This is a genomic window from Pedobacter insulae (assembly GCF_900113525.1).
Classification (GTDB): Bacteria; Bacteroidota; Bacteroidia; order Sphingobacteriales; family Sphingobacteriaceae; genus Pedobacter; species Pedobacter insulae.
Genome location: NZ_FOPP01000013.1, coordinates 77,254 through 99,551, shown reverse-complemented (window position 1 = coordinate 99,551; position 22,298 = coordinate 77,254). Strand labels below are relative to the sequence as shown.

Annotated in this window: 20 protein-coding genes, 1 tRNA gene and 1 pseudogene; 15 read left to right on the top strand and 7 right to left on the bottom strand. The window is 37.6% G+C overall.

Annotated elements, in window-relative coordinates:
- Positions 1 to 2: 2 nt before the first annotated feature.
- Together BM207_RS17865 and BM207_RS17860 are read right to left on the bottom strand one after the other, a co-directional pair.
- A complete protein-coding gene (locus tag BM207_RS17865) occupies positions 3 to 641 on the bottom strand; it encodes a uridine kinase family protein (protein WP_090997671.1) in 639 nt (212 codons plus the stop codon).
- Positions 628 to 1,896: a LysM peptidoglycan-binding domain-containing protein gene (locus BM207_RS17860; protein WP_090997666.1), complete on the bottom strand. Its 1,269-nt coding sequence runs from the start codon at positions 1,894 to 1,896 to the stop codon at positions 628 to 630. The genes BM207_RS17865 and BM207_RS17860 overlap by 14 nt, the downstream gene beginning before the upstream one ends.
- A 160-nt stretch (positions 1,897 to 2,056) precedes the next feature.
- Between BM207_RS17860 and BM207_RS17855 the strand changes: the two genes are divergently transcribed.
- Both BM207_RS17855 and BM207_RS17850 read left to right on the top strand, forming a co-directional pair.
- On the top strand, positions 2,057 to 2,536 hold the full coding sequence (locus tag BM207_RS17855; RefSeq protein ID WP_090997662.1) for a Dps family protein: 480 nt from the start codon (positions 2,057 to 2,059) through the stop codon (positions 2,534 to 2,536).
- Between the two features lie 43 nt (positions 2,537 to 2,579).
- Positions 2,580 to 4,430, top strand: coding sequence for a UbiD family decarboxylase (locus BM207_RS17850; RefSeq protein WP_090997659.1), 1,851 nt, complete (start codon positions 2,580 to 2,582; stop codon positions 4,428 to 4,430).
- A gap of 66 nt (positions 4,431 to 4,496) precedes the next feature.
- Here the strand turns inward: BM207_RS17850 and sppA are convergent, their stop codons facing one another.
- A complete protein-coding gene (gene sppA, locus BM207_RS17845; RefSeq protein ID WP_090997656.1) occupies positions 4,497 to 6,269 on the bottom strand; it encodes a signal peptide peptidase SppA in 1,773 nt (590 codons plus the stop codon).
- Positions 6,270 to 6,318: 49 nt separating this feature from the next.
- Between sppA and folK the strand changes: the two genes are divergently transcribed.
- Both folK and BM207_RS17835 read left to right on the top strand, forming a co-directional pair.
- Positions 6,319 to 6,813: a 2-amino-4-hydroxy-6-hydroxymethyldihydropteridine diphosphokinase gene (gene folK, locus BM207_RS17840; RefSeq protein WP_090997761.1), complete on the top strand. Its 495-nt coding sequence runs from the start codon at positions 6,319 to 6,321 to the stop codon at positions 6,811 to 6,813.
- 40 nt (positions 6,814 to 6,853) lie between these two features.
- The gene (locus BM207_RS17835; protein WP_090997653.1) at positions 6,854 to 7,225 is read left to right on the top strand and encodes an Hpt domain-containing protein; all 372 of its coding nucleotides are present in this window, start codon (positions 6,854 to 6,856) and stop codon (positions 7,223 to 7,225) included.
- A gap of 13 nt (positions 7,226 to 7,238) precedes the next feature.
- Here BM207_RS17835 and pssA read toward each other — a convergent pair whose 3' ends face one another.
- Positions 7,239 to 7,916: a CDP-diacylglycerol--serine O-phosphatidyltransferase gene (gene pssA / locus BM207_RS17830; protein ID WP_090997651.1), complete on the bottom strand. Its 678-nt coding sequence runs from the start codon at positions 7,914 to 7,916 to the stop codon at positions 7,239 to 7,241.
- On the bottom strand, positions 7,916 to 9,703 hold the full coding sequence (rho, locus tag BM207_RS17825) for a transcription termination factor Rho (RefSeq protein ID WP_090997648.1): 1,788 nt from the start codon (positions 9,701 to 9,703) through the stop codon (positions 7,916 to 7,918). Before rho ends, pssA begins: the two co-directional genes overlap by 1 nt.
- A 273-nt stretch (positions 9,704 to 9,976) precedes the next feature.
- On the opposite strand from rho, the gene pyrF reads away from it, so the two are divergent.
- The 4 genes from pyrF to BM207_RS17805 all read left to right on the top strand — a co-directional run bounded on the left by pyrF (position 9,977) and on the right by BM207_RS17805 (position 13,398).
- A complete protein-coding gene (gene pyrF, locus BM207_RS17820; RefSeq protein WP_090997645.1) occupies positions 9,977 to 10,807 on the top strand; it encodes an orotidine-5'-phosphate decarboxylase in 831 nt (276 codons plus the stop codon).
- Positions 10,808 to 10,815: 8 nt separating this feature from the next.
- Positions 10,816 to 11,712 carry a DMT family transporter gene (locus BM207_RS17815; RefSeq protein ID WP_245768161.1) on the top strand — a complete coding sequence of 299 codons (897 nt, stop codon included), beginning with the start codon at positions 10,816 to 10,818 and terminating at the stop codon, positions 11,710 to 11,712.
- A 114-nt stretch (positions 11,713 to 11,826) separates the two neighbouring features.
- The gene (locus BM207_RS17810) at positions 11,827 to 13,110 is read left to right on the top strand and encodes a DUF2851 family protein (RefSeq protein ID WP_090997641.1); all 1,284 of its coding nucleotides are present in this window, start codon (positions 11,827 to 11,829) and stop codon (positions 13,108 to 13,110) included.
- A gap of 66 nt (positions 13,111 to 13,176) precedes the next feature.
- Entirely contained in the window at positions 13,177 to 13,398 is a 222-nt protein-coding gene (locus BM207_RS17805; RefSeq protein WP_090997638.1) for a PspC domain-containing protein, read from the top strand.
- Here the strand turns inward: BM207_RS17805 and BM207_RS17800 are convergent.
- On the bottom strand, positions 13,395 to 14,051 hold the full coding sequence (locus tag BM207_RS17800; RefSeq protein ID WP_090997635.1) for an ankyrin repeat domain-containing protein: 657 nt from the start codon (positions 14,049 to 14,051) through the stop codon (positions 13,395 to 13,397). The two genes, BM207_RS17805 and BM207_RS17800, sit on opposite strands and share 4 nt — an antisense overlap.
- Before the next feature lie 245 nt (positions 14,052 to 14,296).
- Here BM207_RS17800 and BM207_RS17795 point away from each other — a divergent pair, with 245 nt between their 5' ends.
- From BM207_RS17795 to BM207_RS17770, 6 genes are all read left to right on the top strand, one after another.
- A complete protein-coding gene (locus BM207_RS17795) occupies positions 14,297 to 15,124 on the top strand; it encodes a sulfurtransferase (RefSeq protein WP_090997631.1) in 828 nt (275 codons plus the stop codon).
- A gap of 312 nt (positions 15,125 to 15,436) precedes the next feature.
- On the top strand, positions 15,437 to 17,878 hold the full coding sequence (locus BM207_RS17790) for an FtsK/SpoIIIE family DNA translocase (RefSeq protein WP_394332976.1): 2,442 nt from the start codon (positions 15,437 to 15,439) through the stop codon (positions 17,876 to 17,878).
- A 61-nt stretch (positions 17,879 to 17,939) separates the two neighbouring features.
- On the top strand, positions 17,940 to 18,590 hold the full coding sequence (locus BM207_RS17785) for an outer membrane lipoprotein periplasmic chaperone LolA1 (RefSeq protein ID WP_090997626.1): 651 nt from the start codon (positions 17,940 to 17,942) through the stop codon (positions 18,588 to 18,590).
- Positions 18,591 to 18,728: 138 nt separating this feature from the next.
- Positions 18,729 to 19,931, top strand: coding sequence for an AhpC/TSA family protein (locus tag BM207_RS17780; RefSeq protein ID WP_090997623.1), 1,203 nt, complete (start codon positions 18,729 to 18,731; stop codon positions 19,929 to 19,931).
- Positions 19,932 to 19,964: 33 nt separating this feature from the next.
- Positions 19,965 to 20,723 (top strand): MBL fold metallo-hydrolase, encoded by a 759-nt coding sequence (locus tag BM207_RS17775; RefSeq protein WP_090997759.1) that lies wholly within the window; start codon positions 19,965 to 19,967, stop codon positions 20,721 to 20,723.
- Positions 20,724 to 20,767: 44 nt separating this feature from the next.
- Positions 20,768 to 20,851, top strand: a tRNA-Leu gene (locus BM207_RS17770).
- Between the two features lie 92 nt (positions 20,852 to 20,943).
- On the opposite strand, the gene BM207_RS17765 is transcribed toward BM207_RS17770, so the two are convergent.
- On the bottom strand, positions 20,944 to 21,615 hold the full coding sequence (locus BM207_RS17765; protein ID WP_090997620.1) for a HEPN domain-containing protein: 672 nt from the start codon (positions 21,613 to 21,615) through the stop codon (positions 20,944 to 20,946).
- Between the two features lie 168 nt (positions 21,616 to 21,783).
- Between BM207_RS17765 and BM207_RS19325 the strand changes: the two are divergent.
- Positions 21,784 to 22,073: pseudogene (locus BM207_RS19325) on the top strand (immunity 53 family protein).
- Positions 22,074 to 22,298 lie beyond the last annotated feature (225 nt).

The following is a 22,298-nucleotide window of genomic DNA, read 5'->3' as shown; positions in this document are numbered from 1 at the left end:
TTTTAAGAACAAAATTTTGCTTTTAGCTCATCCGTAATCTCTGCGGTAATACGAATAATCTCATCAGGGATATCCATATTATTAATTACGATTTTTTCGCAGGAATTACGGTATGGCAATAAGAATTCTTTATAGGCCGGTACAACGTGGTTCTCCCATTTATAAACCACATCATCTTCAGGATAACCACGTTCCATTCCATCACGTTTAATTCTGCGCAATAAAGCTACCTCCTCATCGGCTTCAATAAAGATACGAAGGTTTAATAGTTTGGCAATTTCGATAAAATGTAAGATAAAAAGACCTTCCACGATAATAATCGGGGCTGGGTTGATCTCTAAAATTTTGACTACGGCAAGGGGATTGTTAAAGTTATATTCTTTTTTATAAACAACTTCTCCTTTGATCAACTTTTTAATGTCTATGAGAAATTGTTCATCGTCAATGGTTGATGGAAGATCGAAATTATAAAGCTTATTTTCTTCTTGGGTCATTTCTCCAGCAGGGATATAATAGTCGTCCTGCGATAATAAAGTAACCTCATCATGTTTAAAATGATGGAGAAAACTGTTTAAAAAAAAGGTTTTGCCCGACCCACTGCCACCTGCAATACCAATAATTAAAGGCTTATTGTTGTTCATTGTCAACTGCACCGTAATTTAAATTACAAAAAAATCGTTTATCTAAAGCGCCAACGGCATCTGCTACCGCTTTTGTCATTACAATGATAACATCTTTTGTGGTTTCATTCTCGGTAAATTTACCAACAACCTTGGCAAAAGCCGAACGATTAGTCGTTGGGTTAGTTACCCTGATAATTGTTCCAACTGGGGCAGTACGATGCAATACTAACATTTTTGACGGGTCTAAATCCGGCTCTTCAATCCAAACTGCAGTTCCTTTTTCATCAAATCTAACTAATCCATATTTGCTTGGAGCTTGTCTCAAGGCAGGGTCTCTCATAGTTTGAGAAGAAGCATCATCCTCTTCTTCAGCCATAGTTACCTGGTTATTGGCTCCTTTAATCCGCAATTTTTGTCCAACTGTTAACTCGTTACTGGTTAAATTATTTGCAGTAGTTATTTGATAGGTGGTTAAGTTATATTTTTTTGCAACTGAATATATAGTTTCGTTTGCTAAAACAGTATGCTCAAAGCTACCATCATTTACGGTTGATACAGCGGCATCCGTTTCGCCATTGGTAGCGGGTATTTTTAAAACCTGCCCAATTCTTAAGTTTATTGAACTTAAGTTGTTTAATTTCTTAATAGCATCAACGGTAGTTCCATATTTTTGGGCCAAGGCATTTAGGTTTTCTTTTGCCTTTATTGTATGAGAAATAATGGTGCCAGACGGCGTATTATCGGCTGGTTCAATTGTAGCGACAATCGCTTTTTCAGCTTGCTTAACTATTGGTGCTGCAGGTGTTTCAACGGGCGCGGACTGTTCATTGCCGGTTGGTATTTTTAAAACTTGTCCAATCTGCAAGTTGATGGAACTTAGCTGATTTAGATTTTTTATTTCCTCAACCGTGGTACCGTATCTGTTGGCAAGCATGTTTAAATTGTCTTTCGCCTTAATGGTATATTCTATAAAACCTGCCGAAGAGGAGGCAGCTGTCGTACTTGAATTTGCAACAAAAGGTAAACCTGTAGGTATTTTGAGGATGACACCAATCTGTAAAAACTGGCTGTCATTAAATTCCATTACCTCTTTGTAGGGAACGTTGTATTTTTTTGCAATAGAATAATAGGTTTCCTTTGGCTCAACCTTATAAATGATTACTTTTTTGCCTTTATTATTTTCGACACCTATCGAATCAATGGTGTTGCTGGCTAAAGAAACGGAAGTGTTTGCAAGTAAGGCAGCCAGTAATAGGGTGTATAGTTTCTGCATTAATTAATTTCAAATATTTGGACATACAATGATACGAATAATATATTTTATGGTCGTATGCTATGTTAAACGATAACATATTGCTTCTTATTGTTATCAAAACCGATTTTAAAAACCATTTTCCTTATATATTTGTTGTAACGATAAATCAATCTTTATTATGAACGCTAAAGAAATAAGCTTAGACGAAAAAGCCGTTAAACCGGTAGTAGATATGTTAAATGACTATCTAGCTAACTATCACATTCATTATCAAAAGTTAAGGGGTTGTCACTGGAATATTAAAGGACAAAACTTTTTTACCCTTCATCTCAAATTCGAAGAGTTATACACAAATGCTCAACTAACGATTGATGAAATTGCCGAACGAGTATTAACATTAGGTAAACCTCCTCATAGTAGATTTGCCGATTATATAAAAGAATCAGTTATCAAAGAAATTGATACGATAGGTATGAATGATATGTTGATGGTTGAGGCTGTTTTAGACGATATGTCGAAGTTGATCGAAATTGAGCGAGAATTACTTAAAGCAACGGATGAAGCTGGTGATGATGGATCTAACGACATGGTGAACAGATTTATGCAATTTAAAGAAAAGACTACCTGGATGTTAAGGTCGTTTGCAGGGAAAAAATAATGAGTAATTAGCTAATTTTCGAATTAGCTAATTATCTTTGAACATGGGATACAAAAGCTTATCAGCCTGTGTTGAAGATTTAGAAAAGAATGGACATTTAATCCGCATCACTGAAGAGGTAGATCCCTATCTCGAAATGGCAGCCATCCATTTAAGGGTTTACGAAAATCAAGGCCCGGCGCTACTGTTTGAGAATATTAAGGGAAGTAAGTTTAGTGCTGTTTCCAACCTCTTTGGTACTTTAGAACGGTCGAAATTTATGTTTCGGGATAGCTTGGCTAAGATTAAACAGTTGGTAGAGCTTCGTTCTGATCCCATGAAAGCTTTAAAAAATCCGCTTGCTTATGCCGGATCTGCCTTAACCGCGGTATCTGCATTGCCCTTAAAACAGTCGCTTTTTAAACAAACCTTCGCTAAAACTACAATTGCCAGCCTACCTCAAATTGTGAACTGGCCCATGGATGGAGGCCCATTTATAACCATGCCGCAGGTTTTTACAGAAGATGTAACTAAACCAGGGGTAATGAATGGGAATTTGGGGATGTATCGGATCCAGTTAGCTGGAAATGACTATATAACAGATCAGGAAATTGGGTTGCACTACCAAATTCATAGAGGAATCGGTGTTCACCAAGCTAAGGCTAACGCAAAGGGAGTACCTTTGAAGGTGAGTATATTTATAGGTGGGCCGCCATCCCATCCATTGGCCGCAGTGATGCCTTTACCGGAAGGATTATCAGAGCTGACTTTTGCCGGCGCCCTGGGCAATCGCAGGTTCAGGTATTTTTATGATGAAGAGGGTTTTTGCATCTCGGCCGATGCTGATTTCGTGATTACCGGTACCGTTTATCCGCAACAAAATAAACCAGAGGGACCGTTTGGCGATCACCTTGGCTATTACAGCTTAATCCATCCCTTTCCTTTGATGAAAGTTCATCATGTTTATCATAAGAAGGACGCCTTATGGTCGTTTACCGTGGTGGGCCGTCCGCCCCAGGAAGATACGAGTTTTGGTGCATTGATCCATGAAATTACGGGCTCTGCTATTCCACAGGAAATTGCTGGCTTAAAAGAAGTTAATGCGGTCGACGCTGCAGGCGTACACCCTTTGCTGTTTGCCATTGGTAGCGAGCGTTATACACCTTTTTTAACGGAAAGGAAGCCACAGGAAATATTGACCATTGCCAACCATATTTTAGGTAAGAACCAATTAAGTTTGGCTAAATACTTATTTATTGCGGCTAGAGAAGATAATGAACAATTGCGTACCGCTGATATCGCTCCATTTTTGCAACATGTATTGGAGCGAATTGATCTGAGCAAGGATTTACACTTTTATACCAATACCACCATTGATACCCTGGATTATTCCGGTGATGGCTTGAATACAGGTTCTAAAGTGGTATTTGCAGCAGCAGGAAGTCAGAAAAGAACGCTATGGCATGAAGTTCCAGATAAAATTGAATTACCCGATGGCTTTAGCGCTCCGAAAATTGCAATTCCAGGGGTGCTCACAATTAGCTGTAAGCCATATATTACCCATGCAGCACGCATCAGAGAAATGGAATTGCTGAGCTCGACTTTAAAGGGACAAGATTTAACCGGGCTCCCTTTAATTGTGGTTTGTGACGACTCGGAATTTACAGCTGCAGCGGTTAATAACCTAGTTTGGGTAACATTTACGAGAAGCAATCCGGCTGCCGATTTATTCGGTGTTGATGCCTTTACCGTAAACAAACACTGGGGTTGTAATGGTTCGGTGATGATCGATGCAAGAAAAAAGCCACATCATGCGCCAGAGCTGATCAAAGACGAGGCTGTTGAGCGCAGGATTGATAGGTTTTGGGAAAAAGGCGCCGTGCTTGCGTCATTGCGAGGTACGAAGCAATCCTAAAACACAAGATAAGCTACAAACCTATCGCTTTAAGATTGTTTCGTACTTCGCAATGACGACTTAATTTTATTTAATTCTTAGCTCATAGTCCATTTTCGCTTGAATACCGGCATTGGTAATTGCTTTTTGCATTTGCTTATACAATAAGTAGTTTTCGCCCAATTCTTTTTTGGTGTAATATAAACTGATATTGTCTTTTGCATCTGTTAATAAAGACTTTAACGGATCAATTTTTTCTGGGTACTCTACAATTTTATAGTCGCTTAATTTAGCCTTTTTTGCAGCCGACTTAATGGCGTCATTGAAACTCCCTAGTCGATCAGCTAGACCATTTTTGATTGCATCGGTACCGATCCAAACATGCCCGCCGCCTATACTATCAATCTGCGCTTTGGTTTTCTTTCTCCCCTCGGCTACGCGGGTCAAAAAGGTATCGTATATATGATTTACGCTATTTTGAATAATAAAGCGCTCTCCAGCGGTTAGCGGTCTATTTACACTCATAATATCAGCATACTGACCAGTTTTAACGCCGTCGAAGGTAATACCCAGTTTATTGTTTAATAAATTCTGGAAGTTTGGAATGATCCCAAATACGCCAATAGAGCCTGTAATGGTGTTCGGTTGTACAAAGATACTATCTGCGGCCGCACCGATATAATATCCCCCTGATGCGGCTACATCCCCAAAAGATGCGATAACAGGTTTTATTTTCTTACTTAACGAAACCTCTCTCCAGATTACCTCAGAAGCTAATGCACTACCGCCACCAGAATTTACGCGTAATACGATTGCTTTAATATTATCGTCTAATCTTGCTTTTCTGATTGCTCTTGAAATGCGTTCTGAACCAATTTGTTCATCCGATCCTTCGCCACCAACAATATCTCCGTTGGCATAAATCACTGCGATGCTGTTTTTACCTGTTGTGGTATGATGAGAAGGCAAGTTTGCTGCATAATCATTGATGCTAACGATATCTATGCTTCGCTTTTTATCCTTATTGGTTAAGGCTCTCAGTTCATCAAGTACTTCATCCTTATATTTAATACCATCCACTAATTTGTACGTTAAAGCGTCTTGTGGCTGCTGAATTTTATAGGCATCTGCCATTGCGCTTAGTTCGGCGGTGCTGATGTTTCTACTAGCGGAAATGCCTTCTAAAAAGGTTTGATATAATCCCGCTACATACGCCGTTACCTGCTTGCGGTTATAATCGCTCATTTTAGTATTGATGAATGGCTCTACCGCGCTTTTGTAGTTGCCTACCCTAATTATTTGTGCTTCAATCCCTAATTTATCAAGCGCACCTTTAAAAAAGGTCAGTTCAGCGCTAAAGCCTTTGAACTCCAATCCGCCTTGAGGATTTAAATATACTTTGCTTGCAGCCGATGCTAAATAGTAGGCACCTTGTGAGTAAACCTCACTGTAGGCAATCACAGGTTTTCTGCTTGTTTTAAAATCAAGAATGGCATTTCTAACTTCCAGCATGGTGGCCATACCTGCATTTGGGGCACTTACATTCATATAAACCCCATTAATCTTATCGTCCGTTTTTGCGGCTTTTAGGGCCTTAATAACATCGTTAAATCCAATGGTCTTTTCTGACCCACCTCCAAAAATGGGAATTCCAGCAAGTGAGTTGTCTGGAGTTCGCTCTGTAATTTCCTGATCTAGATTGAGATATAAGATGGAGTTGTTTTTTACCATCACTTTCTTCTCTTCGCCAACCGAAGATACAATGGCTACCATCACTACAAAAAACAACACAAACAAAATAACTGTGGAAATTACGATACCTACAACGGTGGCAAAAACATATTTAAAAAAATCTCTCATGTGCGAATTAAAGTATTTAATTTGTAAATATATAAAATTGGAGACTACTATGCTATCAGATAAAAATACTGTGCATTTGTTACTGGGAAGTAATTTGGGTAACCGCCAAAAAATTATCGACGAAGCATTAACATTACTCGGACAAAGAGTGGGTGAAATACAGTTAACTTCTTCCATCTATGAAACAGCAGCTTGGGGAAAGGTAGACCAGCCAAGCTTTTTAAATGTTGCTGTGGCTATTCAAACCGAGCTTACTCCGCTACAATTACTGGAGGCTGTATTGAAAATCGAAGTTGAGCTGGGTAGGGTTAGACACGAAAAATGGGGAGCCCGGATGATTGATATTGATATTATTTTGTATGGCGACGAAGTTGTTAATCTACGACATACACTTCAAATTCCCCATCCAGAGATGCATAACAGGCGATTTGTTTTGCTTCCGATGATGGAAATAGCTCCGGATAGAGTTCATCCGGTTTTGCAGCAAAATATCTCAGAATTATTAGCTAATTTAACCGATGATTTATCTGTTTTGAAAAGGTAGATTAATTGGAAAAAGTAACATTTTTTTTTAAGTTTGATTAATGATCGATCAAAATATAAATAATCATCCTTTAGATTTATCTTACCTCAGGGAGATGTCTGGAGATAGTCCCGAGTTTATGGTTGAAATGTTGGAAGTTTTTCAGAAGCAAACTCCCATTTATATGGCTGATTTGGAAAATGCGATTGCTGCGGAGGATTGGAAAGCTACTTCTGAGTTTTCTCACAAAATTAAACCTACATTTCATTATGTTGGAAGAGATGATTTAAGGGAGCTGATGCAAACTATTGAACGAAATTCGCGTGATTTAACAGAATTAGCTAAAATTCCTGAAGACTTTGCTATATCGAAGAAATGGGTAGCACGCCTCTACGAACAATTGGAAGAAGCTAAAGTGGAATTGCTCAAATAATATCCAGTGTATATCAGGCCTTGATGCGGAAGTGTAAGATCGAAAGACCTATATAAAGGATTAAAATAAAAGGAACAGCAGTAAACTTCAGCGAAACAATTAACGCCATGGAGAGGATTAAGAAAATGAACTTCATTTTGTTCTTTGTCCAACTGAGGTCACTTAATTTGAAAGAAAAGATCTTAATTTCGCTTACGAGTAAAAAACTAGTAATTGCCACTAACGCCATTAGTATCCAAGTTGAGCCAATGATGGCAGGATAATCTTTTGCAATAAAGGGTAAGGAAACGATCAATAAGGTATTCATCGGCGTGTTTAAGCCTATAAAATCCTCAGTTTGTCTTTCGTCAATATTGAATTTCGCTAAGCGTAAAGCGGAGAAGACTGTTATAATGAAACCCAGATAGGGGAGGTATTCATTTTTAAAATCCCCCATTTTTAACAACTGAAACATCACAACGCCAGGTAGAAACCCGAAACTTACCATGTCGGCCAATGAATCTAATTCCTTCCCAATTGCTGATTTAACATGAAGAAGTCGGGCAACCATGCCATCAAAGAAATCAAAAATACCCGATAGTAAAACGAAATAGGCTGCTATTTCAAGTTCACCATTAAATGCAAAAACAACACCTATGCAACCCGAAAACAGGTTGGCACAGGTGATGGTATTGGGAATATGCTTTTTCATTAGCCATTCATCCCCATTAGGAATTCTTCATTGCTTTTCGTGCCTTTAATCTGAGCTTGTACTAATTCCATAGCTTCTTGAGAGTTCATGTCGGCTAAGTGGTTTCTTAATACCCAAATGCGTTGCAGTGATTCTCTATCCAATAATAGATCCTCTCTACGCGTACTTGAGGCAGTAATATCGATAGCAGGGAAAATACGTTTGTTAGATAATTTACGGTCTAATTGTAATTCCATGTTACCGGTACCTTTAAATTCTTCGAAAATAACCTCGTCCATTTTAGAACCCGTATCGGTTAAGGCTGTTGCTAAAATAGTTAAGGAACCTCCTTTTTCGATGTTACGTGCTGCACCGAAGAAGCGTTTTGGTTTATGCAATGCATTGGCATCGACACCCCCTGAAAGAATTTTTCCAGAAGCAGGTGCCGTTGTGTTATAGGCCCTGGCCAAACGGGTAATTGAATCTAATAAAATAACTACATCATGACCACATTCCACTAATCGTTTAGATTTCTCTAAAACAATGTTTGCAATTTTCACATGTCGCTCAGCAGGCTCATCAAAAGTAGAAGCAATAACTTCAGCCCTTACACTACGGGCCATATCTGTAACCTCTTCTGGACGTTCATCGATCAAAAGAATAATTAAATAAACTTCTGGATGGTTTTTAGCAATTGCATTGGCAACCTCCTTTAATAGGTTCGTTTTACCAGTTTTAGGTTGTGCAACGATTAAACCACGCTGACCTTTACCAATTGGGGTAAAAAGATCCATGATCCTGGTGGAATAATTGCTGTTATCAGTAAATAAATTTAATTTCTCGGTAGGGAATAAGGGCGTTAAATAATCAAATGGTACCCGATCTCTTACATCGGCAGGCATGCGACCATTGATGCTAATTACCTTAACCAACGGGAAATATTTTTCTCCTTCTTTTGGTGGGCGAATACTGCCATTTACCGTATCTCCTGTTTTTAAACCGAAAAGTTTAATTTGCGATTGAGATACATAGATATCATCCGGAGACGACAGATAATTATAATCGGCAGAACGTAAAAACCCGTATCCATCTGGCATGATTTCCAAAACACCCTCATTGGTAATGGTGTTGTCAAAATCAAGGGTCGAATAACTGGTTTCGTTTTGTTTGTGATTATTGCTATTGTTATGGTTTTTAGCAGGGCGATTATCTTCTCTCGGTGCTCTTTCTTCGCGAGCTGGTTTCTCTTTAACTTCAACGCCTTCAGTAGGTACAGCTGCAGCCTCGTTACGGGTTTGCTTTGGACGATCTCTAAAAGATTTGTCTTCCTTGGCTTGGTTAGTTGCACCCTCTTTTGCAGGTCTATTTTTTTCTTCTCTCGGAAGTTTTTCTTTTTTTGCTTGATTTTGTAACTTGGCCGCAATCGTTTCTAAACGATTAGGATCATCCACGAAATCAGGTGGCAAAGTAACCGGAGTTGGATCCGTCGTTTCTTCCTTGGTGATTCTAGTTTGAGGCTCGTCAAATAAGGTTGCTCTTTCAGGTTCAGGAGCAGGAGTGTCTTTAGCAGCAATTCTTACTCTCTTTCTTGCGGGCGCTTTATCAGTAGCTGCCTCCTTTACCACTTTGGGCTTTGATTCTTTAAGCGTAACGGGAGCTGGAGCAGTGGCTTGATCCTTTTGTTTCGATAAAATTTGGTCTATCAAATCGTTTTTACGCAGATCATCCGCATTTGCAATGCCCTCACTTTTTGCTAACTCACGTAATTCTGCAGTGAGTTTTTCAGTTAATTCTGTTTTATTAAACATTTATATGTGCTTGTCGAGAAATTTTAAATTGGGTTTATCAAAGAAATACAACGGAAAAATGCCTTTCAAAACATTTATTATTAGCTATGGATAAGAAATTTTTCTGGGATATTCAGATAAACATTTGAGAATTATGGCACAATTGTATGTATTTGAAATTTAATCTGCAACAAAAAATTGAAAATGTTTAAAAATAAATCATAAAAATTTTGGTGAGGCCTCCATAAAGAGGTTGAAAATTAACATCTTTGTGCTCCATTTTTCCTATTAGAAATGAATAAAGAACAACTTTTTGAGCAGATTAAACAAAAAAAATCTTTTTTGTGTATAGGGCTAGATCCGGTTTTAAATAAGCTTCCTAAACACCTCCTGAAATATAACGACCCTATTTTGGAGTTTAATAAACAGCTGATAGATGCTACACATGACTTGTGTGTGGCTTATAAACCGAATACGGCCTTTTATGAAAGTTATGGTGCAAAAGGTTGGCAAACACTTACAGAAACGTGGAAGCATATTCCAAATAATTTGTTCACCATAGCCGATGCTAAACGTGGAGATATTGGTAATACCTCTGCAATGTACGCCGAAGCTTTTTTTAATGAGGAGGGTTCTGGTATGAGTTTCGACTCGGTTACAGTTGCTCCATATATGGGGAAAGATTCGGTATCTCCTTTTTTAAATTTTAAAGATAAATGGGTAATCCTTTTAGCGCTGACTTCGAATGAAGGGAGTCAGGATTTTCAAACCAGGCAAAGTGGAGACGATAAACTTTTCGAACAAGTTATTAAAACTTCCTCTCAATGGGCAAGTACCGATCAGATGATGTTCGTGGTGGGAGCAACTAAAGCCGAAGCCTTTGAAAATATCCGCAATTTGGCACCTGATCATTTTTTGCTGGTACCAGGGGTAGGAGCGCAAGGCGGAAGTTTAGCGGCTGTGTGTAAATATGGCTTAAATAGTAAATGTGGCTTATTGGTTAATGCTGCCAGAAGCATTATTTATGCGAGCGATGGTTTAGATTTTGCTGAGAAGGCTCGAGCAGAAGCTTTGACATTGCAACAAGAGATGGAACAAATTTTAGGTGCGGCTCAGTTAATATGACCAAAACGGTGAATATTAAGTTAGTTGTTGCCCTTTTAATCGTTGCCATAGTGTGGGGAACTACTTATTTGGGTATTCGAGTAGCTGTGCACACGATACCACCCTGGTTTGTTGCAGGATTGCGTCAATTGATCGCTGCGTTGATCTTGCTGATTATCTTATGGCGAAAGGGTGAATTGGCGTGGATTGGATGGAAAAATTTACGCAGACAAATGTTGCTCTCTAGTTTAATGATTGTGATTGCTAACGGAATGACGACTGTTGCAGAACAAACTATTTCCAGCGGACTTACCTCGTTACTTAATTCACTGGCTCCAATTGCGGTGTTTTTGGGAAGTGTTGCTATAGGCTTGCAGAAACCAAGTTGGAAAGGTTTTATAGGAGTGATAGTAGGATTTTCGGGAGTTGCTTTTATATTTAGAGATGGATTAAGTGAGTTACTGGATCCTAACTATCAAACAGGGATAATCTGCATAGCTATCGCCATCGCTGGCTGGGCAGGAGGAACAATTTATACGAAAAAACATACGTTACAGAGCTCTAATATTTTCTTAGACCTATTTTATCAATTTGCCTTTTCTGCTGTTGTTCAGCTGATTTTAGCCGTTTGTTTATCGCCTGTTATTGCACCTGCTCGGTGGAGCATTGAAAGCTTGGGTGCGGTAGGTTATTTGGCAGTATTTGGTTCGGTTATTGGCTATTTTAGCTATCATTATGCCTTAAAGAAGGTGAGCGCAACAGAAGTTTCTATGCTTTCTTATTTTAACACCGTTATTGCCATATTTTTGGGTTGGCTGGTATTGGATGAAGTGATTACCATCGATTTATTGATTGCTACAGTATTGATCATTGCGGGGGTTTTTATTACAAATTATAAGAAGCCTGCGAGAGCTGTTACACTTTAAATTAATTTGCTGCCCTTAGAATTAACTTATTTTGATTTTTTTTAAACGGCTGTAAGTCAGGGTTAAATGCTATTAAAACTTCTTGTTTGAGGAGTTTTTTTGATAGGTTTAATCATGAGATTTCCAGAAGAATTCCTCCATTTTATATGGCGATTTAAATTATACGGGGTGGATCAGCTTTATACTGAAGCTGCCGAATTAATTGAAGTGATTCAGTGTGGAACTTTGAATAAAAATGCTGGTCCAGATTTCTTGCATGCTAAATTGGTAGTTGACGGGACTGTTTGGGTAGGGAGTATCGAAATTCATCTTAACGCTTCAGATTGGCTGGTCCATCAACATCAACATGATGCCGCCTATGACAATGTGATTTTGCATATCGTTTATGTAAATGATAGACCTATTTACAGAACAGACGGTACGCTGATCCCAGTATTGGTAATCAAGGGCCGTTTTCCAATTGCACTTTTAACAAACTACGAGCAACTCATCCTGTCTGCGAATAATTTTCCCTGCGAGAAACAAGTTAAGGAGGTTGACGGATTGTTTGTGGAAAATTTTTTAACCCGGGTAGCTATTGAAAGACTTGTTTGCAAGTCGCAAGATGTATATGATCAATTAAATGCGCTTAAAGGAGATTGGGATGAAACTTTTTATCATTTTATGGCAAAAAATTTCGGCTTTAAGATTAATGCGGCCCCAATGGAGATGCTGGCCAGGTCGCTACCTCAACAAATTTTAGCCAGACACAAAGATAATTCTCTCCAAATAGAAGCCTTGCTATTTGGTCAGGCTGGTTTTTTAGCTCAGAAATTTACCGATGATTATCCTCAGAGACTAAAAAGAGAATATCGGTTCCTGAAAAGAAAATATAGGTTAAATTCCGTGGATACCTCTTTGTGGAAATTTATGCGAATGCGCCCACAAAATTTCCCAACGCTCCGCCTGGCTCAATTTGCGGCTTTGATTATCAATTCAAATCACTTATTCTCTAAAATAATTATCATTAAGGATTATAAAATGATTGTACAGCTTTTTGAACACCTGCCAGTAAATGCTTATTGGAAAACACATTACCATTTTAATAAAGCTACCGAAAATGTTAATCTACAATTGGGTAAAGAGAGTATAGATAATATTTTAATCAACACACTGAGCTTATTTTTATTTGCTTATGGAAAGTATATTGATCAATATATGCTTGTGAATAGAGCTATTGAGCTACAGGAAAAACTGCCGGCAGAACATAATGTTATCATTAAACAATATGTTGATGCGGGTGTGCAGGTGAAGTCTGCCTATTTTTCGCAAGCGTTATTACAACTGCGGCGTAGTTATTGTAGTAGTAAAAAATGCTTAAATTGTGGTATCGGAGTTAAACTTTTGAACCGGCCTTAAATGAATTATTCATTTCAATAAAAAAATCGTAAATTGTATTTAAAATTAAAATTATAGGGTAATAAGATGTTTCAAAGCGTAATTACTTTTTTCGAAAAACAGAGTTTTGGTGTTTCAACCTATCTGGCAAATACGTTAAATATGAGTACTACTAAAGTGCGCTTGTTTTTTATTTACTCTTCATTCTTGGCGGTAGGATTTCCAATTTTATTTTATTTACTAGCTGCTGTGGTGCTTGATATAAGAAGTTATGTAAAGAAAGTAAGGTTAAAAGTATGGGATATTTAATCGTCGTCTCTTAATATTTCTGCAATTTCTTCAAAGCCTTTTTCTGCAGCTAAGTCGGCAGGTAGCTTTCCACCTTCCATCCGTAGATTTACGTCAGCCCCATGCTCCAGCAGTAAAATTATCAATTCAATGTTTCCTAATTGAGCGGCAGAATGTAATGGCGCCATACCTGATTTTTGACAGACATTTGGGTAGGCTCCAGCATCGAATAATATTCTTGTAATATTGATGTTATTTGCAGCGACAGCCGAATGAATAGGGAATACATTAAATCCATTTTTACTGGGTACGTTTACTTCTGCGCCTTTTAGCACCAAAAATCTAGCAATTTCTTCATGTCCGAAATAGCAAGCTAAGCCCAGAGGGGTGAAGCCATCTTCTGAGTAAGAATTTATGGAGGTCGGATTCTTGAAAATCAGCAAGGTGGTCTCCTCAAATTTTCCGAGGGCACAGGCTTCAAAGATGGTTAATTCGGGCACAAATTCTGCAATGGCATTGGCAATATCAGGTCTTTGATAATAGGCAGCTAATAATAACGGAGAGATATGATGAGATGTTGCAGCGATAGCAAGGGCTGGTTGCTTACTTAATAATTCGGTAATTTCTGCAAGCTTATTTTCTTCAATCAGCTTCTCGAGAGGCGTATTGTCCATCTTTAATAGTAAATAAATTTCTTTATCAGTGCGAATTAACAGCTTAAAATAACAAAAATAAAATGAGATTTTAGAATCCTGACAGCGAAAGTTGCCCGCCCGCCCGACAGACCCCCCGACTTCGTAAGTCGACTTTTTTTAGTCGACTTACGAAGTCGGTTGTTTTTAGGTCGACTTACGAAGTCGGTTATTTCATAATTAAGTTTGGTATAGCTATTTTTGCAGAACGAATAACCTTTCGAAATATGCATGAAAATTCACCGTTGGTTAATCCACAATGGCTTTTTGAAAACCGTAATAATCCCTTGCTAATCATATTGGATGTAAGTTTGTCAAATCCTATAAAAAGTAGTTCGGCAGAGGATGATAAAATTATTCCGAATGCTTTAAAATTCGACTGGGATAAATTTAGTAGCGCAACTAGTGATTTGCCGCATATGATGCCCAGTGAGAACGAGTTTACGGCTGCTGCACAAGAGCTGGGGATAAACAACAATTCTTTATTGGTGGTTTATGACCGTGTGGGTGTTTATTCCAGTCCGCGGGTATGGTGGATGTTTCGGGCCATGGGATTTAAGAATTGTTATGTACTAAATGGTGGTTTGCCTTTATGGCTGAGGAGAGGTTTCGACTATAGCCATATTCATGCTTTGCCGACAAGCAAAGGAGATTTTAAGGGTGTTTATCAGTCTCAATTTTTTGTTAATTTTCAGGAAGTGCTTAATGCCTTGGATGCCCCTGATAAAATCATTATCGATGCTCGAAGTGCGGGACGTTTCAATGGGAGTGTTAGCGAACCAAGGCAAGGGCTTAGGGCCGGTCACATACCAAATTCTATCAATATACCGTTTGAAGAAGTATTGGCGGAGAACGAAATGGGGACTACGGACAAGTTGGAAAACATTTTTCAGAAGATTGGCCCTAAAGATTCGCATTTGATATTTAGTTGCGGATCGGGTGTGACCGCTTGTATTGATGCCTTAGCGGCAACCTTAATTGGTTTTCAAAATATAAGTATTTATGATGGTTCTTGGAGTGAATGGGGAATGAAGTATACAAAAAATCCTGCCTAAAAAATTAAGCAGGATTAACCTAAAACAAAACTATATAAAACTAATCTATTCAAAAAACAGCTAAACCATAAATGAAAATTATTTGCTGATATTATTAAGACCTAAGTTGGTTGAAAAGGTTTAAAATATTTTTATATGTAACTAATTATATTGCATATAAAAGTAATTTATCTAAGTTTGTTCATTATAAATTTACAAGAGATGTCGGTAAGGGGAAACCAATTTAAATCCAACTCATTTAAACAAGAAAGTGATCCTTCGAAGGGCCAACGACCTTCTGCGAGCCGTTCTACACGTCCAAAGGCTAACATAATGCCATCGTTTGATTTAAGGGACGGTAGATTTGTTAAAATCGTGGGCTTACTTTTCATCATTTTTTCGCTTTACTTTTTTGTAGCCTTTACCTCTTACCTTTTTAGCTGGCAAGATGATCAGAGTTATGTAATTGATGCAAATGGGGGATGGAGTAATCTTTTTAAAACAGCAGAGGAATTAAAGGATAATGGTGTAGTTGCTCCGGTAGTGGAGAACTGGTTAGGTAAAGTAGGCGCGTTATTAGCGCATCAATTTATTTATGAATGGTTTGGGATAGCTTCGTTCTTGTTCGTCTTAATCTTTTTTGTGATCGGATATAGACTATTGTTTAAAGTAAAGATTTTTGCCCTCGAGAAAACGCTGGGTTACAGCTTTTTCTTTTTAATTTTTATTTCCTTAACGCTGGCATTTGCACATTCTTTTATTGCCCAAAGCCCACACTTTTTAGAAGGAGAATTTGGCTATTGGACTAATAAATTATTAGTCGCCCAAATTGGTCCCGCCGGAGTTGCAGGGCTAATTATTTTTTTAGGTTTAACCGTATTGATCATTGCTTATAACATAGATTTTAAAATTCCTAAACGTGAAAAGGAAGTTTATTTAGACAATGAAGTACCAGCCTATGTTAACGATATAAGGAATGCTGAGGCTAGTAACAAAGTGCCAGAGGATGTTGCTGAGTCTGTTGAATTTAGCATAAACGATCAGTACAAAAATAAAGCTAAAAAGGAACAGCATATTGTATTAACTCCAAACCGTTTTGAAAATAGGGAAGAAAGCGTTGAAAGTGTCATTGCAACGCCATTAGCCTCGAATGTGTTATTAACTCCAACTGTTACTGCTCCTCCTATTGCACCTGAACCCTCCTTTACTGTCGAAAAGAGTGAAGAGGAAGTAAAGGCTGCTGGTTTGGTTGAACAATTTGGAAACTACGATGAAAAATTAGACTTATCGGGTTATCAGTATCCTAAATTGGATTTGCTTGAAAACTATGGTTCGAACAAGATTTCAGTAAATGCTGAAGAGTTGGAGGCTAATAAAAATAAAATTGTAGAGACTTTAAACCACTATAATATAGAGATTGATAAAATCAAAGCGACGATTGGTCCTACTGTTACTTTGTATGAAATTATCCCCGCTCCTGGTGTTAGAATTTCCAAGATCAAGAATTTGGAGGATGATATTGCGTTAAGTTTGGCGGCTTTGGGTATTCGTATTATTGCGCCCATGCCTGGTAAAGGGACAATCGGTATTGAGGTGCCCAACCAGCATCCCGAGATGGTTTCTATGCGAAGTATTTTAAATACAGAGAAATGGGCACAAACTACGATGGACTTGCCTATTGCCTTAGGTAAAACAATTAGTAATGAAGTGTTTATTGCAGATTTAGCTAAGATGCCCCACTTGTTGGTGGCGGGAGCAACCGGGCAGGGAAAATCAGTTGGGATCAATGCAATTTTGGTGTCGCTACTTTACAAAAAACACCCGGCTCAACTGAAGTTTGTGTTGGTAGATCCTAAAAAAGTGGAGTTGACTTTATTTAATAGAATTGAGCGTCACTTTCTGGCCAAGCTTCCAGGTGAAGCTGATGCGATAATCACCGATACTAAAAAAGTAGTCAATACCTTAAATTCTCTTTGCATTGAGATGGATCAACGTTATGATTTATTGAAAGACGCGCAGGTAAGGAATTTAAAAGAATATAACGATAAGTTTATCAAGCGTAAGCTTAACCCAAACAATGGACATAGATTTTTACCGTTTATAGTTTTAGTAGTTGATGAGTTTGCAGATTTAATGATGACTGCGGGAAAAGAGGTAGAGGCGCCTATTGCCCGTTTGGCTCAGTTGGCAAGGGCTATTGGAATTCACCTGGTTCTAGCCACCCAACGCCCTTCTGTAAATATTATTACTGGTACGATTAAGGCGAATTTTCCTGCCAGATTGGCATTTAGAGTGTTGTCTAAGATAGATTCGAGAACAATTTTAGATAGTGGTGGTGCAGATCAGCTGATTGGAAGGGGAGATATGTTATTATCCACTGGTAGCGACTTAATAAGGCTACAGTGTGCGTTTGTAGATACTCCAGAGGTTGACCGGATTTCTGAGTTTATTGGTAATCAAAGGGGCTATCCAGATGCTTATCAATTACCAGAATATATTGATGAGAACGCTGAATCCAATAAATTGGACTTTGATCCTGATGATCGCGATCCTTTATTTGAAGAAGCTGCCCAACTCATTGTAACCCATCAACAAGGCTCCACATCGTTAATTCAGCGAAAAATGAAGCTGGGCTATAATAGGGCAGGGAGAATCATCGATCAATTAGAATCAGCTGGAGTAGTTGGTCCGTTCGAAGGAAGCAAGGCTAGAGAAGTTTTATTGCCGGATCAGTATGCTTTGGAACAATTCTTGAATGACTTAAATAAAAAATAATTGGTTTTAAATTTTGCTAACTTATTTTTAACCCGATTTAGCAATTAAATTAAAGAAAAAGATGAAGAAATTAATAGTAGCATTAGTGATTATTGGAAGTTTTGGATTGAAGGCTTCGGCACAAACAGATTCAAAAGCGAAAGAGATTTTGGCTGCAGTAAGTAAGAAATATCGTTCGTATGATGTTGTTAAGACTGATTTTACATTTACCTTAAACAATGCACAGGCAAAGGTTAATGAAACCCAACAAGGAACTTTATATGTAAAGGCAAATGCCAACAAATATAAGGTAGCGATGACTAATCAAGATTTGATTAGCGATGGTAAGGTACAGTGGACGTATTTAAAAAATGACAAAGAGGTTCAGATTTCCAATGTTGATCAAAGCAGCGATGCGATAAACCCGGCAAAGATCTTCACTATTTATGAAAAAGGCTTTAAGTATCTTTATACTGGTGAAAAAAAGGTTGGTTCTAAAACTTATCAGATGATTGATTTATCACCTACGGATACGAAAAAAACTATTTTTAAAGTTCGCTTAAGTATTGATAAAGTTTCTAAACAAATAGCGAATGTTGTTATTTTCGAGAAAAACGGAAATACTTATACTTATAACGTAAAAACTTTTTCTCCGAACATTAAAGTGCCGGCGACTACGTTTGCTTTCGACGCTAAGAAACATCCAGGAGTTGAAGTTGTAGATTTACGATAACATATTTTACCTGTTAATATGAGGGGTTTAGGTCATGTACTTAAGCCCCTTTTTAATGCTCGACATCCAGGTTCAATTATAAGCGATTAAAATTATTTTCGGTATTATTGTATTACCTTTTGCCAATCTTTAACCGAAATGAAAAGAGTTAGATTTTTAATCGTACTTACTTTCCTAAGTTTATTTGCCTTTGCTCAAAAGGCAACTTTTACAATTTCTGGAACGATCAATTGGAAGAATTCTGGTTATATCTACCTTAGTTACCGGGACAAAGATGGGCAATCTAAAACGGATAGCAGCATCATTATTCAGCAAACATTTAAGTTTAAAGGGAATATTAATGAACCTACAAATGCTTATTTGCGCGGATCATTGAAAACTAGAAATGTGGATGACCCTAATTTCACTAGTTTTTTTATAGAGCCTTCTGAGATGAAACTGGAAGTGACGGAGGGTAATTATAAAGACTTTAAGCTAAAGGGTTCAAAAACTCAGGATGAGGTTGCCCAACTTGCTAAACTTAAAGGCTCGATCACCGCAGGTCTGAAACCGTATCAAGATGCTTATAAGTTAGCGAATGAAGCATATATAAAAGCAATCAAGGATAAGTTGCCTCCAAGCGTACAAGACTCGCTCAAAAAAGTTGCAAATGTTATTCGTAATCAGTTCGAACCCTTTAGTAAGAAATTGGATCAGGTAGATTATGCCTTTGTCGCAAAAAATCCAAATTCGTATTTGTCGGCCTATTTAATGACTTTTAAAGTTTCCAAACTACCTTTAGACTCTGTAGTGCTTTTTTATAAAGGATTTTCCGAAAAGATCAAACAAAGTGGCTTTGGTAAACAAATTGAAGCAGAAATTGTAAAGTTGAGAAAAGGATCTCCCGGTTCGGTAGCTGGCGCGTTTACTTGGGTTGATATTGACGGAGCACCTTTAAGTTTGGCAGATTTTAAAGGGAAATATGTGTTGTTAGATTTCTGGGCGAGTTGGTGCATACCTTGTAGGGAGGGAAATCCACATTTGAAAAAATTATATACCCTATATAAACCCAAAGGTTTTGAAATTATAGGTATATCGGACGATGACACTAAACCTGAAGCTTGGAGAGCTGCTGTGGCTCAGGATGGGATTGGAATGTGGAAACATGTATTAAGGGGGTTGAAGTTAACGAAAGATGGATTTGATAGATCAAACGATATTAGTGATAGTTTTGGCATTCATACACTACCAACAAAGATTTTAATTGATAAAACGGGCAAAATTATTGGACGATATGGCGGAGGCGGGGAAAGTGATGAGGCACTGGACAAGAAGTTAGCGGAAATAATGAGTACACAATAATTGTGGATTAATGAAGCATCTAATAACAGAATTTTGAGAATAACATTTTTAGGCACAGGAACATCACAAGGGATACCCGTTATAGGTTGTAGTTGTGAGGTATGTTTGTCGGCCGATTTAAGAGATAAAAGATTAAGGGTATCGGTACTTATTGAAACGGATAAGACTATTGTAATAGATAGCGGCCCAGATTTCAGGTATCAAATGCTACGAGCCGGGGTGAAGGATCTGGATGCGATATTATATACACATGAGCATAAAGACCATGTTGCTGGGTTAGATGACATCCGGCCATTTAATTACCTGCTAAAAAAGCGAATTGCTATTTATGCAACGGAAAGAGTTCAGGAAGCTTTGCAAAGAGAGTTCTCTTATATCTTCGCTGACACTAAATATCATGGCTTACCACAAATCGATATGCATACGGTTAACAGTCAGAGCTTTATTGTTGGTGAAACTGTGGTTACACCGATTGAAGTGATGCATTATAAATTACCAGTAATTGGTTATCGAATCAGGGACTTTACTTATATCACCGATGCAAAAACTGTTTCCGGCAACTCACTATCAAAAATAAAGGGAACTAAATATCTTGTGATTAACGCTTTGCAAAAGGAGGATCATATTTCTCACTTCACTCTAAAAGAAGCGATAGCTTTCTCTGAAAAAGTAGGGGCGGAGATGACTTATTTTACGCATATGAGCCATAATTTGGGTTTACATGCCAACATTGAGAATGAATTGCCTCCTCATATTAGACTGGCTTACGATGGTTTAACGATTAGTATTTAATTTATCTTTTAAAATTCAATCATTCCATTATATTTGCAGCGCAAACCCAGGTGGCGAAATTGGTAGACGCACCAGCTTGAGGGGCTGGCGCCCTTATGGGTGTGGGAGTTCGAATCTCCTCTTGGGTACTAACAAAAAAAACTTCCCATATGGGAAGTTTTTTTAATCTTATTCTGTATACGGCAATCTGACTGACTTTCTCGCTCCAAATCGAAGATATTTAAGGTTTCATTCCTTTTTTTCTGATTTCTAAATTTTCAATAATTGCACCATTATATTTAAATTTTTGCTCTGGAATAATAGTTTCTAATATTAATTGATCACCGACTTTTTTGCCTGGGTTAACACGTAACGAAAACATAGCAGTCGGTAACTCCATAAAATCTTTCTTTGAAATATTTTGCTTTAAATAATTGTTTTGAGAAACTATAGGGTAATTTGACTCAAAAGCCCTTAAATACCAAGTTTGTTTTTTTTTACCTGTCATTGGATCGTATAATTCAATTTGATCTTCAAAATAATTTACTGTAAAGTCAAGTTCTGCTAGTACTTGATTTATTGCACACCCAATATATTCAATCTCAGACTTTTTGTTTAAATATCGGTAAGAATAGGCCTTTCCAAGCAGTCTTAGAAAACCCTTGTCTAAAGGGTCAAGTACAGCAATATTACTATTCCCGAATTGTTTTTTCAGTTCTTTCATTCTGTCCAAATGTACTTCTCTTGGTGTTTTGCCTATTGCCAAAAGATATGCTTTCATGTACTTTTCAACTGAAGAACTAGCCAAAGTTAAACCTTGTAGTATTTCGTTGTTATTTAGCAACAACCTTGCACCTGTATAATCTTTATAAGCTATATACATTAATGAGGCAACAAATTCTGGAGTATTCATTCAGATATATTTTTTATGTCTCTTTATTCCATAAATATACTAAATGAAATAGTTCAAAGTTAAGCTGCTATTGTATATTTACTTCTTGGTCTGGAATACCCAAAGCCGCTATTTCCTCCAAATTCGTACCAAAGATTTTTCAAATATTATTATGGAAATTTTAAATTGGTGTCCGAATGGTATAAAAGTAACTGCGATGGAGATTGGGAACATGGTTTTGGAATCTCAATTGAAACAATCGATAATCCTGGATGGTCAATTAAATTGATTTGGAAGAAACTTCCCTCGCTGGCAAGTTGTTGGAACCAGTAGAAGGGAAAGCATCAACTGATGACTGGTACATATTAAGTTCAGATGGAAGAATATTTAAAGGTTATGGCGATGCAAGTAAATTAATTTTCATTTTAGAAGCATTCAAAGACTTTGCAAGCACGAACAAAGTTGAACCTGCTAGATAGTTTAAAGTTAAGGTACGAATGTATTTCGGAATCTTCTTCTGGCTTGCTTAAATCCGCTCTTTCTTCTAAATTGTCAATAAAATTTTTCAAAGTAAAGTTCTCCGAGAACACAAAGGCCCTTTTGTTTTAAAGATGGCTTAAGTTTATATATTATTTTATTAAATCCTTAAAAAATCCAATTCTCGCCGTGTGATTGTTGGCCATTTACTGTTCTATTGAGGGATG

What these genes read in the sequence shown, in the direction of transcription:
- BM207_RS17865 (WP_090997671.1), bottom strand. Translation starts at nt 641, where the DNA reads ATGAACAACAATAAGCCTTTAATTATTGGTATTGCAGGTGGCAGTGGG.
- BM207_RS17860 (WP_090997666.1), bottom strand. Translation starts at nt 1,896, where the DNA reads ATGCAGAAACTATACACCCTATTACTGGCTGCCTTACTTGCAAACACT.
- BM207_RS17855 (WP_090997662.1), top strand. Translation starts at nt 2,057, where the DNA reads ATGAACGCTAAAGAAATAAGCTTAGACGAAAAAGCCGTTAAACCGGTA.
- BM207_RS17850 (WP_090997659.1), top strand. Translation starts at nt 2,580, where the DNA reads ATGGGATACAAAAGCTTATCAGCCTGTGTTGAAGATTTAGAAAAGAAT.
- sppA (WP_090997656.1), bottom strand. Translation starts at nt 6,269, where the DNA reads ATGAGAGATTTTTTTAAATATGTTTTTGCCACCGTTGTAGGTATCGTA.
- folK (WP_090997761.1), top strand. Translation starts at nt 6,319, where the DNA reads ATGCTATCAGATAAAAATACTGTGCATTTGTTACTGGGAAGTAATTTG.
- BM207_RS17835 (WP_090997653.1), top strand. Translation starts at nt 6,854, where the DNA reads ATGATCGATCAAAATATAAATAATCATCCTTTAGATTTATCTTACCTC.
- pssA (WP_090997651.1), bottom strand. Translation starts at nt 7,916, where the DNA reads ATGAAAAAGCATATTCCCAATACCATCACCTGTGCCAACCTGTTTTCG.
- rho (WP_090997648.1), bottom strand. Translation starts at nt 9,703, where the DNA reads ATGTTTAATAAAACAGAATTAACTGAAAAACTCACTGCAGAATTACGT.
- pyrF (WP_090997645.1), top strand. Translation starts at nt 9,977, where the DNA reads ATGAATAAAGAACAACTTTTTGAGCAGATTAAACAAAAAAAATCTTTT.
- BM207_RS17810 (WP_090997641.1), top strand. Translation starts at nt 11,827, where the DNA reads ATGAGATTTCCAGAAGAATTCCTCCATTTTATATGGCGATTTAAATTA.
- BM207_RS17805 (WP_090997638.1), top strand. Translation starts at nt 13,177, where the DNA reads ATGTTTCAAAGCGTAATTACTTTTTTCGAAAAACAGAGTTTTGGTGTT.
- BM207_RS17800 (WP_090997635.1), bottom strand. Translation starts at nt 14,051, where the DNA reads ATGGACAATACGCCTCTCGAGAAGCTGATTGAAGAAAATAAGCTTGCA.
- BM207_RS17795 (WP_090997631.1), top strand. Translation starts at nt 14,297, where the DNA reads ATGCATGAAAATTCACCGTTGGTTAATCCACAATGGCTTTTTGAAAAC.
- BM207_RS17790 (WP_394332976.1), top strand. Translation starts at nt 15,437, where the DNA reads ATGCCATCGTTTGATTTAAGGGACGGTAGATTTGTTAAAATCGTGGGC.
- BM207_RS17785 (WP_090997626.1), top strand. Translation starts at nt 17,940, where the DNA reads ATGAAGAAATTAATAGTAGCATTAGTGATTATTGGAAGTTTTGGATTG.
- BM207_RS17780 (WP_090997623.1), top strand. Translation starts at nt 18,729, where the DNA reads ATGAAAAGAGTTAGATTTTTAATCGTACTTACTTTCCTAAGTTTATTT.
- BM207_RS17765 (WP_090997620.1), bottom strand. Translation starts at nt 21,615, where the DNA reads ATGAATACTCCAGAATTTGTTGCCTCATTAATGTATATAGCTTATAAA.